This window comes from Rhizobacter sp. SG703 (genome assembly GCF_012275445.1).
Taxonomy (GTDB): domain Bacteria; phylum Pseudomonadota; class Gammaproteobacteria; order Burkholderiales; family Burkholderiaceae_C; genus Rhizobacter.
The window spans coordinates 72,086-93,477 of sequence record NZ_JAAZQK010000008.1; the positions used below are offsets into that span (position 1 = coordinate 72,086).

General features: G+C 69.4%; 21 protein-coding genes. 13 read left to right on the top strand and 8 right to left on the bottom strand.

What is annotated here, in order from left to right; genetic code table 11:
• Positions 1-5 precede the first annotated feature (5 nt).
• The 10 genes from FHT26_RS17985 to FHT26_RS18030 all read left to right on the top strand — a co-directional run bounded on the left by FHT26_RS17985 (position 6) and on the right by FHT26_RS18030 (position 8,298).
• Positions 6-908, top strand: coding sequence for an SMP-30/gluconolactonase/LRE family protein (locus FHT26_RS17985; RefSeq protein ID WP_168561491.1), 903 nt, complete (start codon positions 6-8; stop codon positions 906-908).
• A 156-nt stretch (positions 909-1,064) separates the two neighbouring features.
• Positions 1,065-1,538 carry an ATP synthase subunit I gene (locus tag FHT26_RS17990; protein WP_168561492.1) on the top strand — a complete coding sequence of 158 codons (474 nt, stop codon included), beginning with the start codon at positions 1,065-1,067 and terminating at the stop codon, positions 1,536-1,538.
• Positions 1,539-1,557: 19 nt separating this feature from the next.
• Entirely contained in the window at positions 1,558-2,403 is an 846-nt protein-coding gene (gene atpB / locus FHT26_RS17995; protein ID WP_168561493.1) for a F0F1 ATP synthase subunit A, read from the top strand.
• A gap of 67 nt (positions 2,404-2,470) precedes the next feature.
• A complete protein-coding gene (atpE, locus tag FHT26_RS18000; protein WP_047487532.1) occupies positions 2,471-2,734 on the top strand; it encodes a F0F1 ATP synthase subunit C in 264 nt (87 codons plus the stop codon).
• Positions 2,735-2,785: 51 nt separating this feature from the next.
• Entirely contained in the window at positions 2,786-3,256 is a 471-nt protein-coding gene (locus FHT26_RS18005) for a F0F1 ATP synthase subunit B (RefSeq protein ID WP_056803871.1), read from the top strand.
• Between the two features lie 2 nt (positions 3,257-3,258).
• Positions 3,259-3,792 carry a F0F1 ATP synthase subunit delta gene (locus FHT26_RS18010; protein ID WP_168561494.1) on the top strand — a complete coding sequence of 178 codons (534 nt, stop codon included), beginning with the start codon at positions 3,259-3,261 and terminating at the stop codon, positions 3,790-3,792.
• 76 nt (positions 3,793-3,868) lie between these two features.
• Entirely contained in the window at positions 3,869-5,407 is a 1,539-nt protein-coding gene (atpA, locus tag FHT26_RS18015) for a F0F1 ATP synthase subunit alpha (RefSeq protein WP_168561495.1), read from the top strand.
• Between the two features lie 49 nt (positions 5,408-5,456).
• Positions 5,457-6,326 carry a F0F1 ATP synthase subunit gamma gene (gene atpG, locus FHT26_RS18020; RefSeq protein WP_168561496.1) on the top strand — a complete coding sequence of 290 codons (870 nt, stop codon included), beginning with the start codon at positions 5,457-5,459 and terminating at the stop codon, positions 6,324-6,326.
• Positions 6,327-6,355: 29 nt separating this feature from the next.
• Positions 6,356-7,768, top strand: a complete 1,413-nt coding sequence (gene atpD, locus FHT26_RS18025; protein WP_168561497.1) for a F0F1 ATP synthase subunit beta — start codon at positions 6,356-6,358, stop codon at positions 7,766-7,768.
• 113 nt (positions 7,769-7,881) lie between these two features.
• Positions 7,882-8,298, top strand: a complete 417-nt coding sequence (locus FHT26_RS18030) for a F0F1 ATP synthase subunit epsilon (protein WP_168561498.1) — start codon at positions 7,882-7,884, stop codon at positions 8,296-8,298.
• 66 nt (positions 8,299-8,364) lie between these two features.
• On the opposite strand, the gene FHT26_RS18035 is transcribed toward FHT26_RS18030, so the two are convergent.
• A complete protein-coding gene (locus FHT26_RS18035; RefSeq protein ID WP_168561499.1) occupies positions 8,365-8,925 on the bottom strand; it encodes a DUF3617 domain-containing protein in 561 nt (186 codons plus the stop codon).
• Positions 8,926-9,001: 76 nt separating this feature from the next.
• Between FHT26_RS18035 and FHT26_RS18040 the strand changes: the two genes are divergently transcribed.
• Positions 9,002-9,802 carry a Rossmann-fold NAD(P)-binding domain-containing protein gene (locus FHT26_RS18040; protein WP_168561500.1) on the top strand — a complete coding sequence of 267 codons (801 nt, stop codon included), beginning with the start codon at positions 9,002-9,004 and terminating at the stop codon, positions 9,800-9,802.
• Here FHT26_RS18040 and FHT26_RS30510 read toward each other — a convergent pair.
• The 7 genes from FHT26_RS30510 to cysK all read right to left on the bottom strand — a co-directional run bounded on the left by FHT26_RS30510 (position 9,744) and on the right by cysK (position 17,759).
• A complete protein-coding gene (locus FHT26_RS30510; RefSeq protein WP_168561501.1) occupies positions 9,744-11,063 on the bottom strand; it encodes a transglycosylase domain-containing protein in 1,320 nt (439 codons plus the stop codon). The two genes, FHT26_RS18040 and FHT26_RS30510, sit on opposite strands and share 59 nt — an antisense overlap.
• Positions 11,060-11,602 (bottom strand): hypothetical protein, encoded by a 543-nt coding sequence (locus tag FHT26_RS18050; protein ID WP_168561502.1) that lies wholly within the window; start codon positions 11,600-11,602, stop codon positions 11,060-11,062. Before FHT26_RS18050 ends, FHT26_RS30510 begins: the two co-directional genes overlap by 4 nt.
• Positions 11,586-12,425 (bottom strand): exosortase Q, encoded by an 840-nt coding sequence (xrtQ, locus tag FHT26_RS18055; protein ID WP_168561503.1) that lies wholly within the window; start codon positions 12,423-12,425, stop codon positions 11,586-11,588. Before xrtQ ends, FHT26_RS18050 begins: the two co-directional genes overlap by 17 nt.
• Positions 12,426-12,443: 18 nt before the next feature.
• The gene (locus FHT26_RS18060) at positions 12,444-14,525 is read right to left on the bottom strand and encodes a VIT and vWA domain-containing protein (RefSeq protein WP_246867978.1); all 2,082 of its coding nucleotides are present in this window, start codon (positions 14,523-14,525) and stop codon (positions 12,444-12,446) included.
• 159 nt (positions 14,526-14,684) lie between these two features.
• A complete protein-coding gene (gene creC, locus FHT26_RS18065) occupies positions 14,685-16,115 on the bottom strand; it encodes a two-component system sensor histidine kinase CreC (RefSeq protein WP_168561739.1) in 1,431 nt (476 codons plus the stop codon).
• Between the two features lies 1 nt (position 16,116).
• A complete protein-coding gene (gene creB / locus FHT26_RS18070) occupies positions 16,117-16,842 on the bottom strand; it encodes a two-component system response regulator CreB (protein ID WP_168561504.1) in 726 nt (241 codons plus the stop codon).
• Positions 16,839-17,759 carry a cysteine synthase A gene (cysK, locus tag FHT26_RS18075; RefSeq protein ID WP_168561505.1) on the bottom strand — a complete coding sequence of 307 codons (921 nt, stop codon included), beginning with the start codon at positions 17,757-17,759 and terminating at the stop codon, positions 16,839-16,841. The genes creB and cysK overlap by 4 nt, the downstream gene beginning before the upstream one ends.
• 48 nt (positions 17,760-17,807) lie before the next feature.
• On the opposite strand from cysK, the gene hemE reads away from it, so the two are divergent.
• Entirely contained in the window at positions 17,808-18,866 is a 1,059-nt protein-coding gene (gene hemE, locus FHT26_RS18080) for a uroporphyrinogen decarboxylase (RefSeq protein ID WP_168561506.1), read from the top strand.
• 380 nt (positions 18,867-19,246) lie between these two features.
• A complete protein-coding gene (locus tag FHT26_RS18085; protein ID WP_246867980.1) occupies positions 19,247-21,346 on the top strand; it encodes a primosomal protein N' in 2,100 nt (699 codons plus the stop codon).
• The last annotated feature ends 46 nt before the right edge of the window (positions 21,347-21,392 follow it).

The following is a 21,392-nucleotide window of genomic DNA, read 5'->3' on the forward strand; positions in this document are numbered from 1 at the left end:
GCGACGTGATCGCTGCTGACGCGTTCCCGCCGCTGCCGGTGCCCGCCTCGGTGCTCGGCGAATCGCCGTTGTGGCACCCGGTCGAGCAGGTGCTCTACTGGTGCGACATCGCCGGCTTCGCGCTGAACCGGTTCGACCCGGCGAGCGGGCAGCATTCGCACTGGACCTTCGCGACCGAGGTCGCCAGCTGCGCCGCGATGCGCGACGGCGGCATGCTGCTGGCGATGCGCGACGGGCTGTGGCGCTTCGACACCCGCAGCGGCGAGCGCATGCCGCTCGCGACCGCGCCGTACGACCCCGCGCTCGAGCGCTTCAACGACGGCAAGTGCGATCCGCAGGGCCGCTTCTGGGTCGGCACGATCTACGAGCCGCGCAAGCCGGCGCTGGCCGCGCTGTACTGCTTCGGCGGCGGCACGCTGCAGCGCATCGCCGACGACGTGACGGTGTCGAACGGCCTTGCGTGGAGCCCCGACGGCCGCACGATGTACTGGAGCGACACCACCTCGCACACCGTCTTCGCGATGGACTTCGACGGCGCGAGCGGGCGGCCCGGTCCGCGCCGCGTCTTCGCGCGCTTCCCGTTGAAGCAGCCGGAGCAGGACCTCGCCACTTACGGCGGCCGGCCCGACGGCGCGGCGGTCGACAGCGAAGGCGCGTACTGGTCGGCAATGTTCGAAGGCCAGCGGCTGCTGCGCCTGTCGCCCACCGGCCAGATATTGAACGAGCTGAAGCTGCCGGTGCGCTGCGCGACGATGCCGTGCTTCGGCGGTCCCGACCTGAAGACGCTGTACGTGACGACCTCGCGCGAGAAGCGCCCGGCCGACGAGCTGGCGCAGCAGCCGCTGGCCGGCCGCGTGCTGGCGTTCCGGGTCGAGGTGCCCGGGCTGCCGGCCACGCTGTTCGGCTGACGAGGCGAGCCGCGCTGAACGGCGGCACGCGCGGCGGCGCGTGCACGAAGTCAAGCTCGAGCGAGAACCCCGGCGTCTGTGTCGGGGTGTGTCAGGGAGTGCGGGTCTTTGCCCATATAATCCCGAGGCTTTGCTGCTGACGACTGTCTTTTCGCCATGACCGAACCCCTCGACCGTGGCGGAGCCTCAGAAGATGGCAACGACGACCAGCCTTTCAAGACCCTGACGCGACAAGAAGCCCAGGCCTTGCGAGGACGAATTCCCCAGGTATCGCCCTGGAGGGTGGTGGCGGTGCAGGCGCTGGCGGGTTTGCTTTGCACGGCCATCGCGGTCGTCGTGACGCAACTGATGGGACAAGGTTCTGGAGCTGCCTGGTCGGCGTTGTACGGCGCGGCAGCCGTTGTTCTTCCGGCGGCATTGCTCGCCAGGGGAATGACACGAGGAACACGAAACGCGGTGGCTGCGGCCGTCGGCTTCATGTTCTGGGAAATGTTGAAGATTGCAGTTGCCATCGCGATGCTGGTGATTGCAGCAAAAGTTGTGCCCAACCTCAGTTGGCCGGTGCTGCTGGTCACGATGGTGGTGTGCATGAAGGTGAACTGGCTGGCGCTGCTGTGGCGCCGCCGCTGATGGATACAGGGTTTCACGAATGACGACCGAAGGCCAAGAGCACGCCCCGAGCGCCGGTGAATACATCATTCACCACCTGCACCATCTGCAGAACAAGCACCAGGAAGGGGTCGTCGACTTCTCGGTGATCAACCTCGATTCGGTGTTCTTCACCGTCGTGCTCGGCGCACTGGGCTGCTGGCTGCTGTGGCTGGCCGCGCGCAAGGCCACGTCGGGCCGCCCGGGCCGCTTCCAGGCCGCCGTCGAGATCCTCGTCGAGATGGTCGACAGCCAGGCCAAGGGCATCGTCCACAACGCGCAGAGCCGCAAGATGGTCGCGCCGCTCGCGCTGACCGTGTTCGTGTGGATCTTCCTGCTGAATGCGATGGACATGCTGCCGGTCGACCTGCTGCCGTGGGTCAACGAGCACACCGTCGGCCTGCCGTACCTGCGCGTCGTGCCGACCGCCGACCTGTCGATCACGATGGGCCTGTCGCTCGGCGTGCTGCTGGTCTGCCTCTTTTACAACGTCAAGATCAAGGGCGCCGGCGGCTGGGTGCACGAGCTGTTCTCGGCCCCGTTCGGCGACAAGTGGTTCCTGTATCCGGTCAACTTCGCGATGCAGATCATCGAGTTCGTCGCGAAGACCGTCTCGCACGGCATGCGGCTGTTCGGCAACATGTACGCCGGCGAACTGATCTTCATGCTGATCGCGCTGATGGGCGGTGCCTTCGCGTTCACCGGCACCGGCATCGCGCTGTTCCTCGGCCACATCATCGCCGGCTCGGTGTGGACCATCTTCCACATCCTGATCATCACGCTGCAAGCCTTCGTCTTCATGATGCTGACCCTCGTCTACGTGGGCCAGGCGCACGATCACCACTGATCTTTCGCGGCGGGTCGTTCTTTCGTTTTTCGTTCGTTTTCACTACCAAACCTCAACAGGAGTCACCATGGAAGTCATTAGCTTTGTCGCCCTCGCCGCCGGCCTCATCATCGGTCTGGGTGCCGTCGGCGCCTGCATCGGCATCGGCATCATGGGCAGCAAGTACCTCGAGTCGGCCGCCCGCCAGCCCGAGCTGATGAACGAACTGCAGACCAAGATGTTCCTGCTGGCCGGCCTGATCGACGCGGCCTTCATCATCGGCACCGGTATCGCGCTGTGGTTCGCCACCGCCAACCCGTTCCTGGCCCAGATCGCCAACCTGCCGAAGTAAGCCGCGCCGGACCACCGGAGCCCCTCTCTCTTTAGTTCCAGAGGCAACAACGTGAGCATCAACGCTACGCTGATCGCGCAGTTGATCGTGTTCCTGATCCTGGTCGGGTTCACGATGAAATTCGTGTGGCCGCCCATCGTGAAGGCCCTCGACGAGCGTGCGCAGAAGATCGCCGACGGCCTGTCGGCCGCCGACAAGGCGAAAGCCGACCTGAGCGCCGCCAACCGCCGCGTCGAAGAGCAGCTGTCGGCCGCTCGCAACGAAACCGCGCAGCGCCTGGCCGATGCCGAGCGCCTGGCCCAGGCGATGGTCGAAGAGGCCAAGACCCGCGCCAGCGAAGAGGGCGCGAAGATCGTCGCCGCCGCCAAGGCCGAAGCCGCGCAGGAATCGGTGAAGGCCCGCGAGGCGCTGCGCGAGCAGGTCGCCGCACTGGCCGTCAAGGGCGCCGAGCAGATCCTCCGCAAGGAAGTCAACGCCGGCGTCCACGCCGACCTGTTGAACCGCCTGAAGACGGAACTCTGACCATGGCCGAGCTCGCTACCATCGCCCGCCCGTACGCGGAAGCCCTGTTCCAGGTTGCCGCCGCCGGCGACCTGAAGCAGGCCTCCGGGCAGCTCGACGCGATCGCGGCCGTCGCCGCGAACGCGCAGATGCGCCAGTACGCCGACAACCCGAAGGCGACCGTCGAGCAGGTGTTCGACGTGATCACCTCGGTCGTCAAGTCGCCGCTGTCCGACGCCACGCGCAACCTGCTGCGCGCGATCATCGAGAACGGCCGCCTGGCCGCGCTGCCCGAAGTGGCGGTGCAGTTCCATGCGCTGGTAAGCGTTCGCTCGGGCGTGTCGGAAGCCACCGTCTACAGCGCGTTCCCGATCGATGCGGCGCAGCTGACGGCCGTGCTCGGCGCGCTCGAGAAGCGCTTCGGCCGCAAGCTGACGGCCAGCGTGCAGGTCGAGCCCGAACTGATCGGCGGCATCCGCGTGGTGGTCGGCGACGAGGTGCTCGACACCTCGGTCAAGGCCCGTCTCGAACAAATGAAGGTGGCGCTCACGGCGTGACGACCCGCAAGGGTTGTCCGCCGCAGGCGACAGCATTCCAACCTGCAGGCCAGCGTGCCGCGGACCGGAGAAAGCAATGCAACTGAATCCCGCAGAAATTTCCGAACTGATCAAGTCCCGCATCGAGGGCCTGGCCGGTTCGACCGACATTCGCAACCAGGGCACCGTGGTGTCGGTGACCGACGGCATCTGCCGCATCCACGGCCTGTCGGACGTGATGCAGGGCGAAATGCTGGAGTTCCCCGGCAACACCTTCGGCCTGGCGCTGAACCTCGAGCGCGACTCCGTCGGCGCGGTGATTCTGGGCGAGTACGAGCACATCTCCGAAGGCGACACGGTCAAGTGCACCGGCCGCATCCTCGAAGTGCCGGTCGGCCCCGAGCTGATCGGCCGCGTCGTCAACGCGCTGGGCCAGCCGATCGACGGCAAGGGTCCGGTCAACGCCAAGCTGTCGGCGCCTATCGAGAAGATCGCCCCGGGCGTGATCGCCCGCAAGTCGGTCGACCAGCCGATGCAGACCGGCCTGAAGTCCATCGACTCGATGGTGCCGGTCGGCCGTGGCCAGCGCGAACTGATCATCGGCGACCGCCAGACCGGCAAGACCGCCGTCGCGATCGACGCGATCATCAACCAGAAGGGTCAGAACATGACCTGCATCTACGTTGCGATCGGCCAGAAGGCGTCGTCGATCAAGAACGTGGTGCGCTCGCTCGAAGCCCACGGCGCGATGGACTACACCATCGTCGTCGCCGCGTCGGCTGCCGAATCGGCCGCGATGCAGTACGTGTCCGCCTACTCCGGCTGCACGATGGGCGAGTACTTCCGCGACCGCGGGCAAGACGCGCTGATCGTCTATGACGACCTGTCGAAGCAGGCCGTGGCCTACCGCCAGGTCTCGCTGCTGCTGCGCCGCCCGCCGGGCCGCGAAGCCTACCCCGGCGACGTGTTCTACCTGCACAGCCGCCTGCTGGAGCGCGCCGCGCGCGTGAACGCCGACTACGTCGAAGCCTTCACGAAGGGTGAAGTCAAGGGCAAGACCGGCTCGCTGACCGCGCTGCCGATCATCGAGACGCAGGCCGGCGACGTGTCCGCGTTCGTGCCGACCAACGTGATCTCGATCACCGACGGCCAGATCTTCCTGGAAACCTCGCTGTTCAACGCCGGCATCCGCCCCGCGATCAACGCCGGCATCTCGGTGTCGCGCGTCGGCTCGTCGGCGCAGACCAAGATCATCAAGGGCCAGTCCGGCGGCATCCGTACCGACCTGGCGCAGTACCGCGAACTGGCGGCCTTCGCGCAGTTCGCCTCCGACCTCGATGACGCGACCCGCAAGCAGCTCGACCGCGGCGCCCGCGTGACCGAACTGCTGAAGCAGGCGCAGTACTCGCCGCTGTCGATCAGCCTGATGGGCGCGACGCTGTTCGCGGTCAACAAGGGTTTCATGGACGACGTCGAGGTCAAGAAGATCCTGGCCTTCGAAGCCGGCCTGCACCAGTTCCTGAAGACCAGCCACGCCGGGCTGCTGAAGGGCATCGAGGACTCGAAGGCGCTGAGCAAGGAAGCCGAGCCGGAGCTGTCTGCCGCGATTGCCGCGTTCAAGAAGAGCTTCGCCTGAAGAACCCCTGTCGCCCCCGGGTGACACGCAAAACCAAAGGAGTTCGCTGATGGCAGCAGGCAAGGAAATACGCGGCAAGATCAAATCGGTGGAGAACACCAAGAAGATCACCAAGGCCATGGAGATGGTTGCCGCCTCCAAGATGCGCAAGGCGCAGGACCGCATGCGCCATGCGCGTCCGTACGCCGAGAAGATCCGCAACCTGGCGGCCAACCTGTCGACGGCCACGCCCGAGTACAAGCACCCGTTCATGGTCGCCAACGAAGGTGCCAAGACGGTCGGCTTCATCGTCGTGACCACCGACAAGGGCCTGTGCGGCGGCCTGAACACCAACGTGCTGCGCGCCGTCACCGGCAAGCTGCGCGAGCTGGAAACGCAGGGCCTGGGTGCCGAGGCGGTGGCCATCGGCAACAAGGGCCTGGGCTTCCTGAACCGCGTCGGCGCAAAGGTGGTGTCGCAGGCCACGCAGCTGGGCGACAAGCCGCATCTCGACAAGCTGATCGGCCCGGTGAAGGTGCTGTTCGACGCGTATGCCGAGGGCAAGCTGAAGCAGGTGTTCCTGTGCTACACGCGTTTCATCAACACGATGAAGCAGGAACCGGTGGTGCTGCAGCTGCTGCCGCTCGCGGCCGACAGCCTGGTGGTCGACAAGGGCACGCACGGCTGGGACTACCTGTACGAGCCCGACGCGCCGACGGTGATCAACGAGCTGCTGGTCCGCTACACCGAAGCGCTGGTCTACCAGGCGGTGGCCGAGAACATGGCGTCCGAGCAGTCGGCGCGCATGGTGGCGATGAAGTCGGCGACCGACAACGCCGGCAGCGTCATCGGCGAGCTGAAGCTGGTCTACAACAAGACCCGCCAGGCGGCGATCACCAAAGAACTGTCCGAGATCGTTGCCGGTGCGGCGGCGGTCTGACCCAGAAGATTTGATTCAAAGGAAAGAACATGGCTTCGGTTTCTGCAGAAGGCAAGATCGTTCAGTGCATCGGCGCAGTGGTGGACGTGGAGTTCCCGCGCAACGCCATGCCCCGGATCTATGACGCGCTGAAGATGGAAGGCTCGAACCTGACGCTGGAAGTGCAGCAGCAGCTGGGCGACGGCGTGGTGCGCACGATTGCGCTGGGCTCGTCCGACGGCCTGCGCCGCGGCCTGACGGTGAAGAACACCGCCAAGCCGATCACCGTGCCGGTGGGCCGCGCAACGCTCGGCCGCATCATGGACGTGCTGGGTTCGCCGATCGACGAACGCGGCCCGGTCGGCCAGGAGCTGACCGCCTCCATCCACCGCAAGCCGCCGGCCTACGACGAGCTGAGCCCGTCGCAGGACCTGCTCGAAACCGGCATCAAGGTGATCGACCTGGTGTGCCCGTTCGCCAAGGGCGGCAAGGTCGGCCTGTTCGGCGGCGCCGGCGTCGGCAAGACCGTCAACATGATGGAGCTGATCAACAACATCGCAAAGGCTCACTCGGGCCTGTCGGTGTTCGCCGGTGTCGGCGAGCGCACCCGCGAGGGCAACGACTTCTATCACGAGATGGCCGATTCCGGCGTCGTGAACCTGGAGAACCTGCCCGAGTCGAAGGTCGCGATGGTCTACGGCCAGATGAACGAGCCGCCGGGCAACCGCCTGCGCGTCGCGCTGACCGGCCTGACGATCGCCGAGTCGTTCCGCGACGAAGGCAAGGACGTGCTGTTCTTCGTCGACAACATCTACCGCTACACGCTGGCCGGCACCGAAGTGTCGGCACTGCTGGGGCGCATGCCGTCGGCCGTGGGCTACCAGCCGACGCTGGCCGAGGAAATGGGCCGCCTGCAAGAGCGCATCACCTCCACCAAGGTCGGCTCGATCACGTCGATCCAGGCCGTGTACGTCCCCGCGGACGACCTGACCGACCCGTCGCCGGCGACCACTTTCGCCCACCTGGACTCCACCGTGGTGCTGTCGCGCGACATCGCGTCGCTGGGCATCTACCCGGCCGTGGACCCGCTCGACTCGACCAGCCGCCAGCTCGACCCGAACGTGGTCGGCGAAGAGCACTACGGCGTCGCCCGTGCGGTGCAAGGCACGCTGCAGCGCTACAAGGAACTGCGCGACATCATCGCGATCCTGGGCATGGACGAACTGGCCCCCGAAGACAAGCTGGCCGTGGCCCGCGCGCGCAAGATCCAGCGCTTCCTGAGCCAGCCGTTCCACGTGGCCGAGGTCTTCACCGGCTCGCCGGGCAAGTACGTGCCGCTGAAGGAAACGATCCGCGGCTTCAAGATGATCGTCAACGGCGAGTGCGACAGCCTGCCGGAACAGGCGTTCTACATGGTCGGCACGATCGACGAAGCGATCGCCAAGGCCAAGACCATTCAATGATCCCCCCCGAGGCGCTTCGCGCCTCCCCCCAGGGGGCGCCTCCAGTGGCCCGGCGAAGCCGGTTCCACGGAGGCAGCTGGGTCACGGGACCAAACTGAATCAAAGGAAATCGCATGGCGACTTTGCATGTCGACGTTGTCTCTGCCGAGGAAGCCATCTTCTCCGGCGAAGCGAAGTTCGTGGCGCTGCCGGGTGAGAACGGCGAGCTGGGCATCCTGCCCCGCCACACGCCGCTGATCACCCGCATCCGGCCGGGCGCGGTGCGCATCCAGCGCGCCGACACCGGCGAGGAAGAGTTCGTGTTCGTGGCCGGCGGCATCCTCGAAGTGCAGCCGGGCACGGTCACCGTGCTGGCCGACACGGCGATCCGCGGCAAGGACCTGGACGAGGCCAAGGCCGCCGAAGCGAAGAAGATCGCCGAAGAGGCTGTCAAGAACGCGAAGAGCGACCTCGACCTGGCCAAGGCGCAGAACGAGCTGGTGGCGCTGGCCGCGCAAATCGCTGCGCTGCGCAAGTACCGCAAAAAGTAAGCCGCTGCGGCTTCACGACCAACCCGCCCGGCGCGAGCCCGGCGGGTTTCGTTTTGGCGCCGTGCCCTAGGGCTTGCCGGACGCGGCAGGTGCAGTCATCGGCTGCACCGTGCCGCAATCGCTGCCCAGCCACCGGGCCGTCATCGTCATCTGCGACGTGCGCGCCTGCCCCTTCATCGTCATCGTCGTCGAGGTCTTCACCGCGTAGCTCTCGGGGCTGGTGAAGGTGACCTCGCCGTCGGTCTCCGACGGCATCGGCTCGGTGCAGCTCGAATGCCACTTCCAGACGCTGCCGCTGCGCGAGCCGACGTCGGTCTTGCAGCGCGTCTGCGCCTCCTGCCAGCGGCCCTGGTCCAGCGATTCCTTCGTGTGGCAGATCTTCAGGCCGCCGCTCGGGCCGCCGCGCGCCTTCATCGCCGCCTCCATGCGGGCCCGCGCTTCGGGCGGCATGTCCTTCAGGCGCTGCGCCATGTCGGGCATCGGCTGGCCGTTGACGAGCCGCTCGCTCTTCACCTCCCACAGTCCCGGCTTGATCGGTGGCGCGTTCTGGGCCTGCGCCTGCGCCTGCGCGGCCATGGCGACGCACGACAACAGCAGGCCCGGTGACGCAAGGCGGAAGCGGCGCATGGCGGTCTCCTGACGGATGGGTGGGCCGATGATGGCACGCGGCGGACCCGCCACCAAGCGGACCGATACTGCAGCGATGTCGCTGATCGATGAAGCCCTGCGTGCCGGCCACGCCCCCGTGCCGCGCAGTCCCACCGCATTGCAACGCGTGCTGGTCGCCGGTGGCGGCGGCCCGCTCGGCTCGGCCTTGCTCGAAAGCCTGCTGTCGGTGCGGGCCTTCGCGCCGGTCAGCGTGCTCGTCACGCAGCCGACGCGCGCCGCGTTGCATGGCCTGCACGCGCTGCTGTGGCCTGCCGGCGCCGCGCTGCCGCCGGGCGACGAGCGGGTCGGCGTGATCGTGTTCGACCGCGAGCGCCATGCCAACGGCCGCGAACTGGCGTTCTACCGGCCCGAACCGGCCGATCTGCCGGCCATCGCGGCGCAATGGCAGGCGCGCGGCGTGCGCCACCTGCTGGTGGTGATGCCGCACACGACGGCGAGCCTGCCCGATGCGCTGAAGCGCGGGCTGGCCAACCTCGACGAGCACGCTGTCGCGGCGCTCGGCTTCGAGCACCTGGTTTTCGTGCGCACCGCCCAGGCGGGCGCGCACGAACGCGTCAGCCACCCGGCGCAGCGCCTGGCGCACTGGATGCTGTCGCAGCTGCAGATGATGGTGCCGCAGCGAGACCGCCCGGTGCGTGCGCAGAAGGTCGCGCAGTTCGCCGCGCAGCTGGCGGCGCGGCTTGCGCACAGCCCGCCCGGCACGCGCGTGGTGCCGCCGGAGACGGTGTGGGAGGCCGCGCAGGTCGACGACATCGCCAGCCTCGCGCAGCGCTGGCTCAACGGGCCAGCGCCAGTGCCAGCGCCTGCTGGATCGGAGCCGCCGGCGCAGCCGTAGCGTCCTCCGGGGACACGCTCCCGGCGCCGCCACCGCGCGCCGGCGGCTTCGGCGTGCGCGGCAGCGGCCGCATCTGCGACAGCACCCAGCGCACGCGCGCTGCATTGACCTCGCCGCGCGCATCGAAGCGCGCCAATTCCAGGTCGGGGTTGTGCAGCAGGCTGGCCAGCCACGCCGCTTCGGCCGGTGTCAGCTGGTCGACGCGCTTGTGCAGCAGCTGCGCTGCGGCTGCATGCGCGCCGCAGCGCCCCTGGCCCCACGGGACCAGCGACAGGTAGAGGTGCATCACGCGCGCCTTGCCGAGCGTGCGGTCCAGTTCGACGGCGTACAGCAGCTCGCGCAGCTTGCGCGCATGGCCGCGCGCGCCGCCGGTGTAGACCAGCCGCGCGAGCTGCTGCGACAGCGTGCTCGCGCCGCGTTGCGGCTCGAACGACAGCGCGTGGCCGATCTCGTCGAGGTCGTAGCCGGTGTGCTCGTGGAAGCGCTGGTCCTCGGCGGCGATCACCGCGCGCGGCAGCCAGGTGCCGAAGCCGCCGGCCGGCACCGCGCCCTCCGCGGTGCATTGCGGCGCGGCGTTCAGCAGCGCCTCGGTGCCCAGCCCGGCGACGCGAAAACCGTCGAGCCGCGGCCGGAATTCCAGCGTGCGCTCCGGCAGGCGCAGCCGCAGGTCGAAGCGCATCAGCCCGTCGACCTGCGCGCGCGGCAGCTCGGGAATGGTCGATGCGAACAGCGCGAACGCATCGGCGATCGGCGTCACGTCGCCTTGCACGTTCAGCTCGAGCTGCTGTGGCGTCAGCGCCGCGCGCCAGCGGCCACGCACCGCATGCGCCGGCTCGCCGAGCGCGAAGTCGCCTTGCAGGTTCATGTCGGCATCGCGCGCCAGCGTGAACACCAGGCGCGTCAGCCGCACCGCATCGCCGGGCAGCCCGATGCCGCGCAGCGCGCAGGGGGCGCAGGTCATCCGCCAGCCATCGGGTCCGTCAGGCTCCACCGCGACACGCCCGAACGGCGTGCGCAGCGTGCGGCCTTCGAGTACGCGCAGCGTCACCGGGTGCGTCGCGAGCCGGATCACCGTCGGCACGCTGATCGCGCGCTGCCACGGGCCGAGGTGCAGCGTCTGCGCCCATTCGCCGTCGACCGGCCGCAGCAGGCGCAGCATCGCCCAGCCGCCGATCAGCAGCGCGGTCACGAGGCCGGCCAGCAGGCCGGCGATCCACAGCGCCGCTCTCGCGCGCCAACCTCTGTCGTGCCAAGGTCTCACAGTGCCCTCGCTGTCGTGATGGCCTGCCACGGCCCCGTGCTCTGCCCGAGCTGCGCGGCCCAGAACCAGCTCGATGCGTCGGTGAACGCCGCGCCATCGGCTCCGACGATCCGCTCGCAGACGCGGGTGCGCTGGCCGTTGCGCTCGGCGACGAAGCAGCGCCACAGCCGCTGCGCGTCGTCGCGCTCCAGCCGCGCTTGCTCGATGCGGTAGCCGAGCCCGCGGTAGCAATCGGCTGCCGGGTGCAGCATGCGGGTCGGCGTGCGCACCTCGCGCATCACGAGCACCTGCGCGCCATCGGTCAGCCGCGCGATGCGACCCGGGAACTGCGCGGCAAAGCGCTGTTCGACGGCACTCAGCGCGAGCGGGCGAAGCGGGCGGCCTTCCCATTCGATCGGCCATTCGAACGCTGCGTCGGCCGCCGTGGCGGCAGTGCCGTTGTGCGGCGCACCGAGCACCGGCAGCAGCGCGCAGGCGAGCAGCAGTGCCGCGAAGCCCAGCTTGTGTCGCAGCCCGTCGCGGTCATTGCGGCGCAGCATCACGCCCCTCCCGCATCAGCATCGTCACAGCGGCACACACCATCGCCAGCACCGCGAGCCCGATGCCCTGGTGCCAGGCGTCGGCCAGCGGTCCGCGCGACTCCAGCGCCACCAGCACGGTGTTGCGCAGCACGTTGCCACCCAGCACCAGCGCGCCCACCAGCGGCAGCCGCCGAATGAAGCTGCGCTCGCGCAGCCCGCCGAGAAGCGCCATCGCACAGGCGCAGAAATACGCCATCCACACCATCTGCACGCCGGAGCACGGCGCATCGACGATCACCAGCTGACCGTCCACCACCATCGCGGTGCCGCTGCGCTCGGCGGCCCGGCCGGCCAGCTGAAGCAGCCAGGTGCTGCATTGCGCGGTCACCAGCCGCAGCGGAAAGCCGGCATAGAACTGCAGCGACGACACGGCCGGCAACGACAACACCGCGAGCCCTGCGAGCGGCAGCGTGGCCTGCCCCGATGGCGCGATGGCGCGCCAGCCGCAGGCCAGCGCCAGCGCGGCGAGCAGTGCACCGGCCAGCGGCGGCGCGAAGGCCTGCGACGCGGTGGCGAGCAGCGTCAGCGCGCCGGCCGCGACCCACCAGCCCGGCCGCGCGCTGCCGCGCAGCCCCGGCGCCTGCCACACGACCCAGCCGAGCAGCACCGCCGCCGCGGCCAGCCCGAGCGGATCGTCCGAGCCATCGGCCAGCCGCCCAGCCGCCCAGCGCCAGTGCGGCCACAGCGCCACCGCCTGCAGCCCGAGCCAGGCGAGCGGCGGCATCGCTTCGAAGCGCCCCAGCCAGCGGCCGATGGCGCAGGTGGACAACACGGTTCCCATCGGTGAGCCTCATGCCTTTCATGCGACCACGGCGGTGCGGCGGCGCTGCAGCGCGACGCCGGCCACGCCGACCACCACCAGCAGCGCCAGCCAGGCCGCCGGCTCCGGCGTGCTGGGCACCTCGGCGCCGAGCGCGGTCTCGGCCACGCCCTGCGGCAGCGGCAGCGGCTGGTCGACGGTCGGCGCCAGCGCCGGGTTCGGGTTGCGCACCACTTCGTCGATCGCGATGAAGCTGGTGTAGGGCGTCAGCAGGCTGTACTTCAGGCCCAGTGCGGTGATGGCTTCCTTCTCGGCGTTGCCGCCGACCAGCGACTCCTGGTCGCCGAGCGCCGCGATGCGCTGGCGGGCCCACAGGTGGCGCAACGCGGACGAGGTCTGGTCTTCGTGGCCGGCCACCAGCAGTTCCTGGTGCCACGGGCCATCGGCCGCGCGGCCGTCGAGCACCAGCCGGCCGCCGGCCGGCACGCCCGGCTGCGAGCGCCACTTGCCCTGCAGCACCACCGGGCGGCCGCCCAGCACGTCGGGCAGCGCGGCCGGCTCGACGTCGTACACGTCCAGCCCGTCGAAGCGCGCCTTCAGCTGCGTCAGCACCGGCGAGTCGATCATGCGGCGCAGCCGCTCGGCCTGCGCGGCGGCCTCGGCCGGCCTGGTGACGACGAAGGCCTCGCCCTGGCCGGCCCGTGCCAGTCCTTCGATCAGCGCGCGGTTCACGCTGCTGCCGATGCCGAACGCGAACACGTTGAAGTCGTTCAGGTGCCGGCGCACCAGCTGGAAGACCTCGGACTCGACCGTCACGTAGCCGTCGGTCACGACGATCACGCTGCGCGACAGGTCGGCGGGCTTCGGCAGCTCGGCCACGCGGCGCAGCGCCGGCACGATCTCGGTGCCGCCGCCACCGCTGGTCTGCGTCAGCGCCTGCACCGCGCGTTCGATGTTGGCGCGGGTGGCCGGCACCGAGGTCGGCGACAGCATGCGGCTGCTGCCGGAGAACAGCATCACGTTGAAGGTGTCGCTCGGGCGCAGGCCGCCGATCAGGTTCTGCATCAGCACCTTCGCGGTGTCCAGCGGGTAGCCGTGCATCGAGCCGGAGATGTCGACCACGAAGATGTAGTCGCGCGGGCTGACCTGCTGCAGCGGCACGGCCTTCGGCGGTTCGACCATCGCGAGGAAGAAGTTCTCGCCGCCGGTCAGGTCGTCGCCGCGGTACAGCATCAGCCCGGACGCGATGCGGTCGCCGGCGAGGCGGTAGTTCAGGATGAAGTCGCGGTTGTTCGAGGCCTGGGTCGCATCCGCCAGCGTGACGACGGCGTGCGCGGTGTCGGCGCCCTGCACGCGGATCTCGTGCGACGACGAGCTGACATCCTTCACCGCGATCGGCGCGTCGACCCGCAGCTTCAGGGCGAACGCGGTGGTCGAGTCGACGCCGGCCCGCAGGTAGGGCGCGGCGGCCCACACCGGCCGGCCGGTGGCGTCGGCCGCGGACGGGCTGCCGTAGCGCGGCCCGACGACGGTCGGGAACACGAAGCCGTACTGCGCGTCGGTCGGCACCAGCAGCTCGGTGTAGCGCAGCTCCACCGCGACGTCGTCGCCCGGCAGGATGTTGGCGACGTTCATCTCGAACACGTTCGGCCGGTGCTGCTCCAGCAGCGCGCTGGTCCTGCCCTCGCGCTTCGCGTTGTCGTACTCGATGCGCGCCTGCTGCTTCTCGCGGATGCGGGCGGTCAGCAGCCGGTTGCCCAGCCGCACGTTCATCGCGTAGATCGCGGCCTGCGTCGAGCCGGGGAACACGTAGCGGGCCTCGATCGGCCGCTGGCCTTCGTTGCGGTAATGCTGCGTGACGGTCACGTCGGCGATCACGCCGCTGATGCGCACGTCGACCGCGGTCGACTTCAGCGGCAGCCGATCGGTGCCGGGGTCGCCGTTGTCGATGAAGAAGTACGGGCTCTCGCCCTTGCGGGCTTCGGCGTCGTCGGCGCGGGCCGGCGACCACGCGAGCGTGAGGACGGCCGCGAACAACGACAGCGCGATGCACAGCATCACGCGGCCGACGTTGGTGAGGGGGCGAAGCGGGTGGAACGGAACGCGGCGCAGCGGGGGCATGGTTTTCTCCTGGGCGCGCCGCTCGGTGGGCGCGTGGCCGCAAGAATCGACCGGGCCTGCGAAGCGAATTCGAAGGCGGATGCGCCGCTGTGTGAAGTGCGCGTGAAGGTCGCCGGGATGCCCGGTGACGTGTACGACGATGCCGGATCGGCGTCCGGGCTACGGGTTCAGCGGCAGCGACAGCGTGGCGAGGGCACCGCCCGCCGCGGCGTTCTTCAGCGTGATGCGCCCTTCGTGCAGCTCGGCGATCTCGCTGACGAACGACAGCCCGAGGCCGGTGCTCTTCTTGCGCGAATGCGGTCGCGCGAGCGAATAGAACTTCTCGAACACCTTCGATTCGGCGTAGTCGGGGATGCCCGGGCCGCTGTCCTGCACCCGCAGGTCGACGGTGCGGCGGTGCAGCTGCAGCGAGATCCGCACCGTGCCGCCCTCGGGCGAGAAATCGAGCGCGTTGTCGAGCAGGTTCGACAGCGCGCGCTGCAGCAGGAAGGCATCGCCGTCGACGCTCGCGTCGGGCCCGTCGTCGACCACGATGCGCAGCTTGCGGGCCGCCGCGGCCGCCTGCGCGCTCGCGGCGATCTCGTGGACCAGCGGCCGCAGCGCGACCGGCGCCCGCCGCTCCAGGCTGCGGCGCGATTCCAGCGCGGTCAGCTCCATCATCCGGTCGACCAGCTCCTGGATGCGGTGCGTCTCGCGCGCGATGTTGGCGACGAAGCGCGCCCGGTCGGCGTCGGGCATCGGCTCCTGCAGCAGCTCGGCCGCGCCGCGGATCGCCGACAGCGGGCTCTTGACCTCGTGCGTCAGCGTCTGCACGTAGTCGGCCACATAGTTGCGGCCGGCCAGCGCATCGCGCATCTCGTCGTAGGCTGCGCCGATCGCGCCGAGCGCGCGCCGGCCGAGCCGCGGCAGGCTGAAGCTGCGCTGCGAGCGCACATAGCGCACGTAGTCGGCGATCAGCCCGAACGGCCGCACCAGCCACACCGAGACGATCACCACCAGCAGCAGCACCGCGACCACCGAGGTCACGCCGACCAGCAGCGTCTTGCGCCGCGCCGCATCGACGAACTGCCCGAAGCTCTGCACCGGCTTGCCGACGCTGACCGCGCCGATGATCTCGTTGCGCGCGCGCACCGGCGCGGCCACGTACATCACCGCGGTGCGGTTGTCGTTGTCGATGTCGGGCGTGGTGCGCGCGCCGTACTCGCCCTGCAGCGCGCGCCAGACGTCGTGCCACTGCGCATAGTCCTCGCCGAGGTGGCGCTGCGTCGAGTCGTAGACCACCTTGCCGGCGCGGTCGGTGACGATCAGCCGCAGCTCGACCCGCGTCTTCTCGAAGCCGAAGATGTCGGCCTTGAAGCGCCGCGCATACAGCGACTCGAACACCGGCGCGAGCGTCTGCGCGCGCAGCGTGCCGTCGGTCGACGAGGCCTCGAGCGTCGCGGCGATCAGGTGCGCGGTCTCGACCAGCGACTCCTCGGCCGACTCGCGGTAGCGCGGGTCGATGTCGCCGAGCAGCCGGTACATCAGCACGCCGACGCCGAACGCGTAGGCGAGCAGGATGCCGACGAAGATCCGCGTGCGCTTCGAGATGTCAGCTCTCCGGCTTGCCGGCCGGCAGGTCTTCGGCCAGCGCGTAGCCGGTGCCGCGGTGCGTCTTGATCGGCTCCAGCGTCGGTGCGACCAGCTTCATCTTCGCGCGCAGCGTCTTCACGTGCGCGTCGACGGTGCGGTCCAGGCTTTCGGTGGCGTCGTCCCACACGCGCTCGAGCAGCGTGTCGCGCGAGAACACATGGCCCGGCCGCGACACCAGCGTCTTCAGCAGCCCGTATTCGTAGCGCGACAGCTCCAGCAGCTGGCCGTAGAAGCGGATCTGCCGGCGGCCGTCGTCGACCGCGATCGGCAGCGGCGATCCGGCCGCGGCCGCCGGCGCGGCGGCCGGCTTCGTCGCGCGGCGCAGCACCGTGCGCACGCGCGCCACCAGCTCGCGCGGCGAGAACGGCTTCGCGACATAGTCGTCCGCGCCGAGCTCCAGCCCGACCACGCGGTCGATCTCGTCGCTGCGCGCGGTCAGGAACACCACCGGCACGTCGGCCAGCGCGCGAATGCGCTTGAACACCTCGAAGCCGTTGGTGTCGGGCAGGCCGACGTCGAGGATCACCAATGCCGGCCGGTCTTCCGGCGCGCTCGCCTGCACCTGCGCCACCGCCTCTTCACCGGTCGCGACCCAGGCCGGCTCGAAGCCATCGGTGCGCAGCGCGTACTGCAGCGTGTCGGCGATGCCGGGCTCGTCTTCGACGATCAGGATGCGCGGTTTCATTCGGTCGGCAGGAAGCCTTCGATCGACAGGTAGCGCTCGCCGGTGTCGTAGTTGAAGCCGAGCACCGTCGCGCCGGCCGCCAGCTCGGGCAGCTTCTGCGCGATCGCGGCCAGCGTGGCCCCCGACGAGATGCCGACCAGCAGGCCTTCTTCGCGCGCGGCGCGCCGCGCCATCTCCTTCGCGGCATCGGGATCGACCTGGATCACGCCGTCGAGCAGGTCGACGTGCAGGTTCTTCGGGATGAAGCCGGCACCGATGCCCTGGATCGGGTGCGGACCGGGCTTGCCGCCGCTGATGACCGGCGACAGCGTCGGTTCGACCGCGAACACCTTCAGCTTCGGCCAGCGCGCCTTCAGCACCTTCGCGCAGCCGGTGATGTGGCCGCCGGTGCCGACGCCGGTGACCAGCGCATCGATGCCGCTCGGGAAATCGGCGGCGATCTCTTCGGCGGTGGTGCGCACGTGGATGTCGATGTTGGCCGGGTTGTCGAACTGCTGCGGCATCCAGGCGCCGGGCGTTTCGGCCACCAGCTCGTTGGCGCGCGCGATAGAGCCGTTCATGCCCTTCTCGCGCGGCGTCAGCACGAAGGTCGCGCCGTAGGCCAGCATCAGCCGGCGGCGCTCGACGCTCATGCTCTCGGGCATCACCAGCACCAGCTTGTAGCCCTTCACCGCGGCGACCATCGCAAGGCCGACGCCGGTGTTGCCCGAGGTCGGCTCGACGATCGTGCTGCCGGGCTTCAGCATGCCGCTCGCCTCGGCCGCCTCGACCATCGCGAGCGCGATGCGGTCCTTGATGGAGCCGCCGGGGTTCGAGCGCTCGCTCTTCACATAGACCTGGTGCGTGCCGCCGAACAGGCGGTTGATGCGGATGTGCGGCGTGTTGCCGATGGTCTGCAGAACGTTCGATGCGAGCATGGATGCCTCCGTCGTTGGACCGCAAATTATGGGCGCGATAATTCGATGATGTTTGCACCGCTTCAGAACGACACCTTCCTGCGCGCGTGCCTGCGCCAGCCCACCACCCACACGCCGGTCTGGCTGATGCGCCAGGCCGGCCGCTACCTGCCGGAATACCGCGCCACCCGCGCCAAGGCCGGCAGCTTCATGGGCCTGGCCACCAACACCGACTACGCCACCGAAGTGACGCTGCAGCCGCTCGAACGCTATGCGCTCGATGCAGCCATCTTGTTCAGCGATATCCTGACCGTGCCGGACGCGATGGGCCTGGGCCTGAGCTTCGCGCTCGGCGAAGGGCCGAAGTTCGCGTCGCCGGTGCGCGACGAGGCCGCGGTCGACCAGCTCGCGGTGCCCGACATGGACAAGCTGCGCTACGTGTTCGACGCGGTCACGTCGATCCGCCGCGCGCTGAACGGCCGGGTGCCGCTGATCGGTTTCTCGGGCAGCCCGTGGACGCTCGCCTGCTACATGGTCGAAGGCGCCGGCTCCGACGACTACCGGCTGGTGAAGACCATGCTGTACAGCCGCCCCGACCTGATGCACCGCATGCTGGCGATCAACGCCGATGCAGTGGCGCTCTACCTGAACACCCAGATCGAGGCCGGCGCCCAGGCGGTGATGATCTTCGACAGCTGGGGCGGCGTGCTGGCCGACGGCGCGTTCCAGGCCTTCAGCCTCGCCTACACGCAGCGCGTGCTGGACCAGCTGAAGAAGGCGCACGACGGGCAGCGCATCCCGCACATCGTGTTCACCAAGGGCGGCGGCCCGTGGCTCGAGCAGATCGCCGGCAGCGGCGCCGACGTGGTCGGGCTCGACTGGACCGTCCACCTCGGCCAGGCGCGCCAGCGCACCGGCGGCCGGGTCGCGCTGCAGGGCAACCTCGACCCGAACGTGCTGTTCGCGCCGCCGGCGCAGATCCGCGCCGAGGTCGAGCGCACGCTGCAGAGCTATGGTCCGGACCGCACCGGCCACATCTTCAACCTCGGCCACGGCATCAGCCAGCACACGCCGCCGGAGCATGTCTCGGTGCTGGTCGATGCGGTGCACGAGGCCTCGCGGCGCTGAATCGGTACGGCTTTGCACCGGTCCGCGGGCATCCGACGCGGTCGGGGCTGGTAACAGCGGCTGGGCTTCTGGGGGGAGTAATTTCCCGAGGTACGTTTGCACCGAGCTTGACTTATCCCCAAAACGCTGAATGTGACGAATGCCGCTGCGAAGCTCAGCGAGTGTCACTGCCAGATCCTGGTGCATGCGCTAAGTTGTTGATTTCATTGAGTCTGAAAATTGCCGCGAAAGTGAGCAACGCAAGCAGAGGCCAGACAGATCAAGAACTTAGCGCGGCTCTCTGCAGGTTTCCCACAAAGTTATCCACAGAACGCGGGGAAAGCTCCAAAACGCCTTTTGTATCAGCGACTTAGACGGATTTCCTGTGAGTCACTCTAGCTTTGGCCGATAACTCGCCCCTGATTCCTGCCGAGCTCGCCACCGCGCTGCCGGTCGCGGTCGAGACCCCGCAGCACAGCGGGTTGCAGGGCACGCTCGACTACCTGAGCGAGCGCCCGCTACCGCCAGGAACCTTGGTACGTGTTCCACTCGGGCGGCGTGAGGTGCCGGGCATCGTCTGGCCCGGCGAGGCCGGAAGCGAGCCATCGCTGGCGCTGAAACCGATCGCGCAGGTGCTGGACGCGCTGCCGCCGCTGAGCACCCGCTGGTGCGAGCTGGTCGGTTTTGCGGCGGCCTACTACCAGCGCAGCGTCGGCGAGATGGCGCTGGCGGTGCTGCCGCCCGAACTGCGCAAGCTCGACGACGCCCAGCTCGCGAACCGGATCGCCCGGCTGCGCAAGGCGACCGCGGCGGCGCCCCGGCCGAGCGCTGCGGCCGTGCCGGCGCCCGAGCTGAATGCCGACCAGGCCGCGGTGCTCGAGCAGCTGCAGGCGCTGCACACGCCGGGCTCGGCGCCGGTCGTGCTGCTGCACGGGCTGACCGGCAGCGGCAAGACCGAGGTCTACCTGCGTGCCGCCGAGCGGGCGCTTGCCGCCGGCCAGCAGGTGCTGGTGCTGGTGCCGGAGATCAACCTGACGCCGCAGCTCGAGGCCCGCTTCGCCGAGCGCTTCGGCAACGGGCCGTCGCCGCGGCGCATCGTCTCGCTGCACAGCGGGCTGACGCCGGCGCAGCGGCTCAAGCACTGGCTCGCGGCGCACCTCGGGCTGGCCGACCTGGTGCTGGGCACGCGGCTCGCGGTGTTCGCGCCGCTGCCGCGTCTCGGGCTGATCGTCGTCGACGAGGAACACGACCCGTCGTACAAGCAGCAGGAAGGCGCGCGCTATTCGGCGCGCGACCTGGCGGTGTACCGCGGCAAGCTCGAAGGCGCCTGCGTCGTGCTCGGCTCGGCCACGCCGTCGATCGAGAGCTGGCAGCGTGCCGAGCAGGGCCGCTACACCCGGCTGACGATGGGCCACCGCATCGGCGGCGGCGCGCTGCCGGCGGTGCGGCTGGTCGACATGAACCTGCTGCCCAAGGTCAAGGGCATCAGCACCGCGCTGTCGCCGCAGCTGGTGGCGGCGCTCGGCGCGCGCCTGGAGCGCGGCGAGCAGAGCATGCTGTTCCTGAACCGGCGCGGCTATGCGCCGGTGCTGCACTGCGGCGAATGCGGCTGGAAGAGCGGCTGCCCGAACTGCAGCGCGTTCCGGGTGTTCCACCGCGTCGACCGCACGCTGCGCTGCCACCACTGCAGCCTGACGCAGCCGGTGCCGCGCGCCTGCCCCGATTGCGGCAACCTCGACATCGCGCCGATGGGCCGCGGCACCGAGCGGCTGGAGGAGCAGCTCGCGCAGGCGCTGCCGGGCGCGCGCATCGCCCGCATCGATGCCGATTCGACGCGGTTGAAGGGCTCGCTCGAAGCGCAGCTGTCGGCGGTGCACGACGGCAACGTCGACGTGCTGGTCGGCACGCAGATGGTGGCCAAGGGGCACGACTTCCGGCGCATCACGCTGGTGGCGGCGGTCGACCCCGACAGTGCGCTGTTCAGCAGCGATTTCCGCGCGCCGGAGCGGGTGTTCTCGCTGCTGATGCAGGCGGCCGGGCGGGCCGGGCGCGATGCGGCGCAAGCGGGCGCGAGCGAGATGTGGGTGCAGACCTGGCACCCGCGGCATGCGCTGTACCAGGCGCTGCGCACGCACGACTATGCGGCCTTCGCGGCGCAGCAGTTGAAGGAGCGCGAGATGGCCGGACTGCCGCCGTTCACGCACCTGGCGCTGCTGCGGGCCGAGGCGCGCACCGCGCAGGCGGCGCGCGATTTCCTGCAGGCGGCGTCGGACCTGGCGAACCAGTTCGACGGCGCCGACCAGCTGCTGATCTACCCGCCGGTGCCGACCACGATCGCGCGCGTCGCCAATGTCGAGCGCATGCAGATGCTGATGGAGGGGCCGTCGCGCGGCGTGTTGCAGCGGGTGCTGACATCGTGGGTCGCGAGCTTGCCGTCATTGCGCAGCGAGCACAAGGGCGTGCTGCGTTGGGCGCTGGATGTGGATCCGCTGGCGATCTGACCCAACCCCTTCGCCCTGGGCAGGGCGAATCGCGAGTCAAGCCAGG

Coding starts and splice junctions, on each gene's coding strand:
- atpB (WP_168561493.1), top strand. CDS start 1,558: ATGACGACCGAAGGCCAAGAGCACGCCCCGAGCGCCGGTGAATACATC.
- FHT26_RS18035 (WP_168561499.1), bottom strand. CDS start 8,925: ATGCGCCGCTTCCGCCTTGCGTCACCGGGCCTGCTGTTGTCGTGCGTC.
- FHT26_RS18040 (WP_168561500.1), top strand. CDS start 9,002: ATGTCGCTGATCGATGAAGCCCTGCGTGCCGGCCACGCCCCCGTGCCG.
- atpA (WP_168561495.1), top strand. CDS start 3,869: ATGCAACTGAATCCCGCAGAAATTTCCGAACTGATCAAGTCCCGCATC.
- FHT26_RS18050 (WP_168561502.1), bottom strand. CDS start 11,602: ATGCTGCGCCGCAATGACCGCGACGGGCTGCGACACAAGCTGGGCTTC.
- atpG (WP_168561496.1), top strand. CDS start 5,457: ATGGCAGCAGGCAAGGAAATACGCGGCAAGATCAAATCGGTGGAGAAC.
- cysK (WP_168561505.1), bottom strand. CDS start 17,759: ATGCTCGCATCGAACGTTCTGCAGACCATCGGCAACACGCCGCACATC.
- FHT26_RS18030 (WP_168561498.1), top strand. CDS start 7,882: ATGGCGACTTTGCATGTCGACGTTGTCTCTGCCGAGGAAGCCATCTTC.
- FHT26_RS18060 (WP_246867978.1), bottom strand. CDS start 14,525: ATGCCCCCGCTGCGCCGCGTTCCGTTCCACCCGCTTCGCCCCCTCACC.
- atpD (WP_168561497.1), top strand. CDS start 6,356: ATGGCTTCGGTTTCTGCAGAAGGCAAGATCGTTCAGTGCATCGGCGCA.
- xrtQ (WP_168561503.1), bottom strand. CDS start 12,425: ATGGGAACCGTGTTGTCCACCTGCGCCATCGGCCGCTGGCTGGGGCGC.
- creB (WP_168561504.1), bottom strand. CDS start 16,842: ATGAAACCGCGCATCCTGATCGTCGAAGACGAGCCCGGCATCGCCGAC.
- FHT26_RS18010 (WP_168561494.1), top strand. CDS start 3,259: ATGGCCGAGCTCGCTACCATCGCCCGCCCGTACGCGGAAGCCCTGTTC.
- hemE (WP_168561506.1), top strand. CDS start 17,808: ATGTTTGCACCGCTTCAGAACGACACCTTCCTGCGCGCGTGCCTGCGC.
- atpE (WP_047487532.1), top strand. CDS start 2,471: ATGGAAGTCATTAGCTTTGTCGCCCTCGCCGCCGGCCTCATCATCGGT.
- FHT26_RS17990 (WP_168561492.1), top strand. CDS start 1,065: ATGACCGAACCCCTCGACCGTGGCGGAGCCTCAGAAGATGGCAACGAC.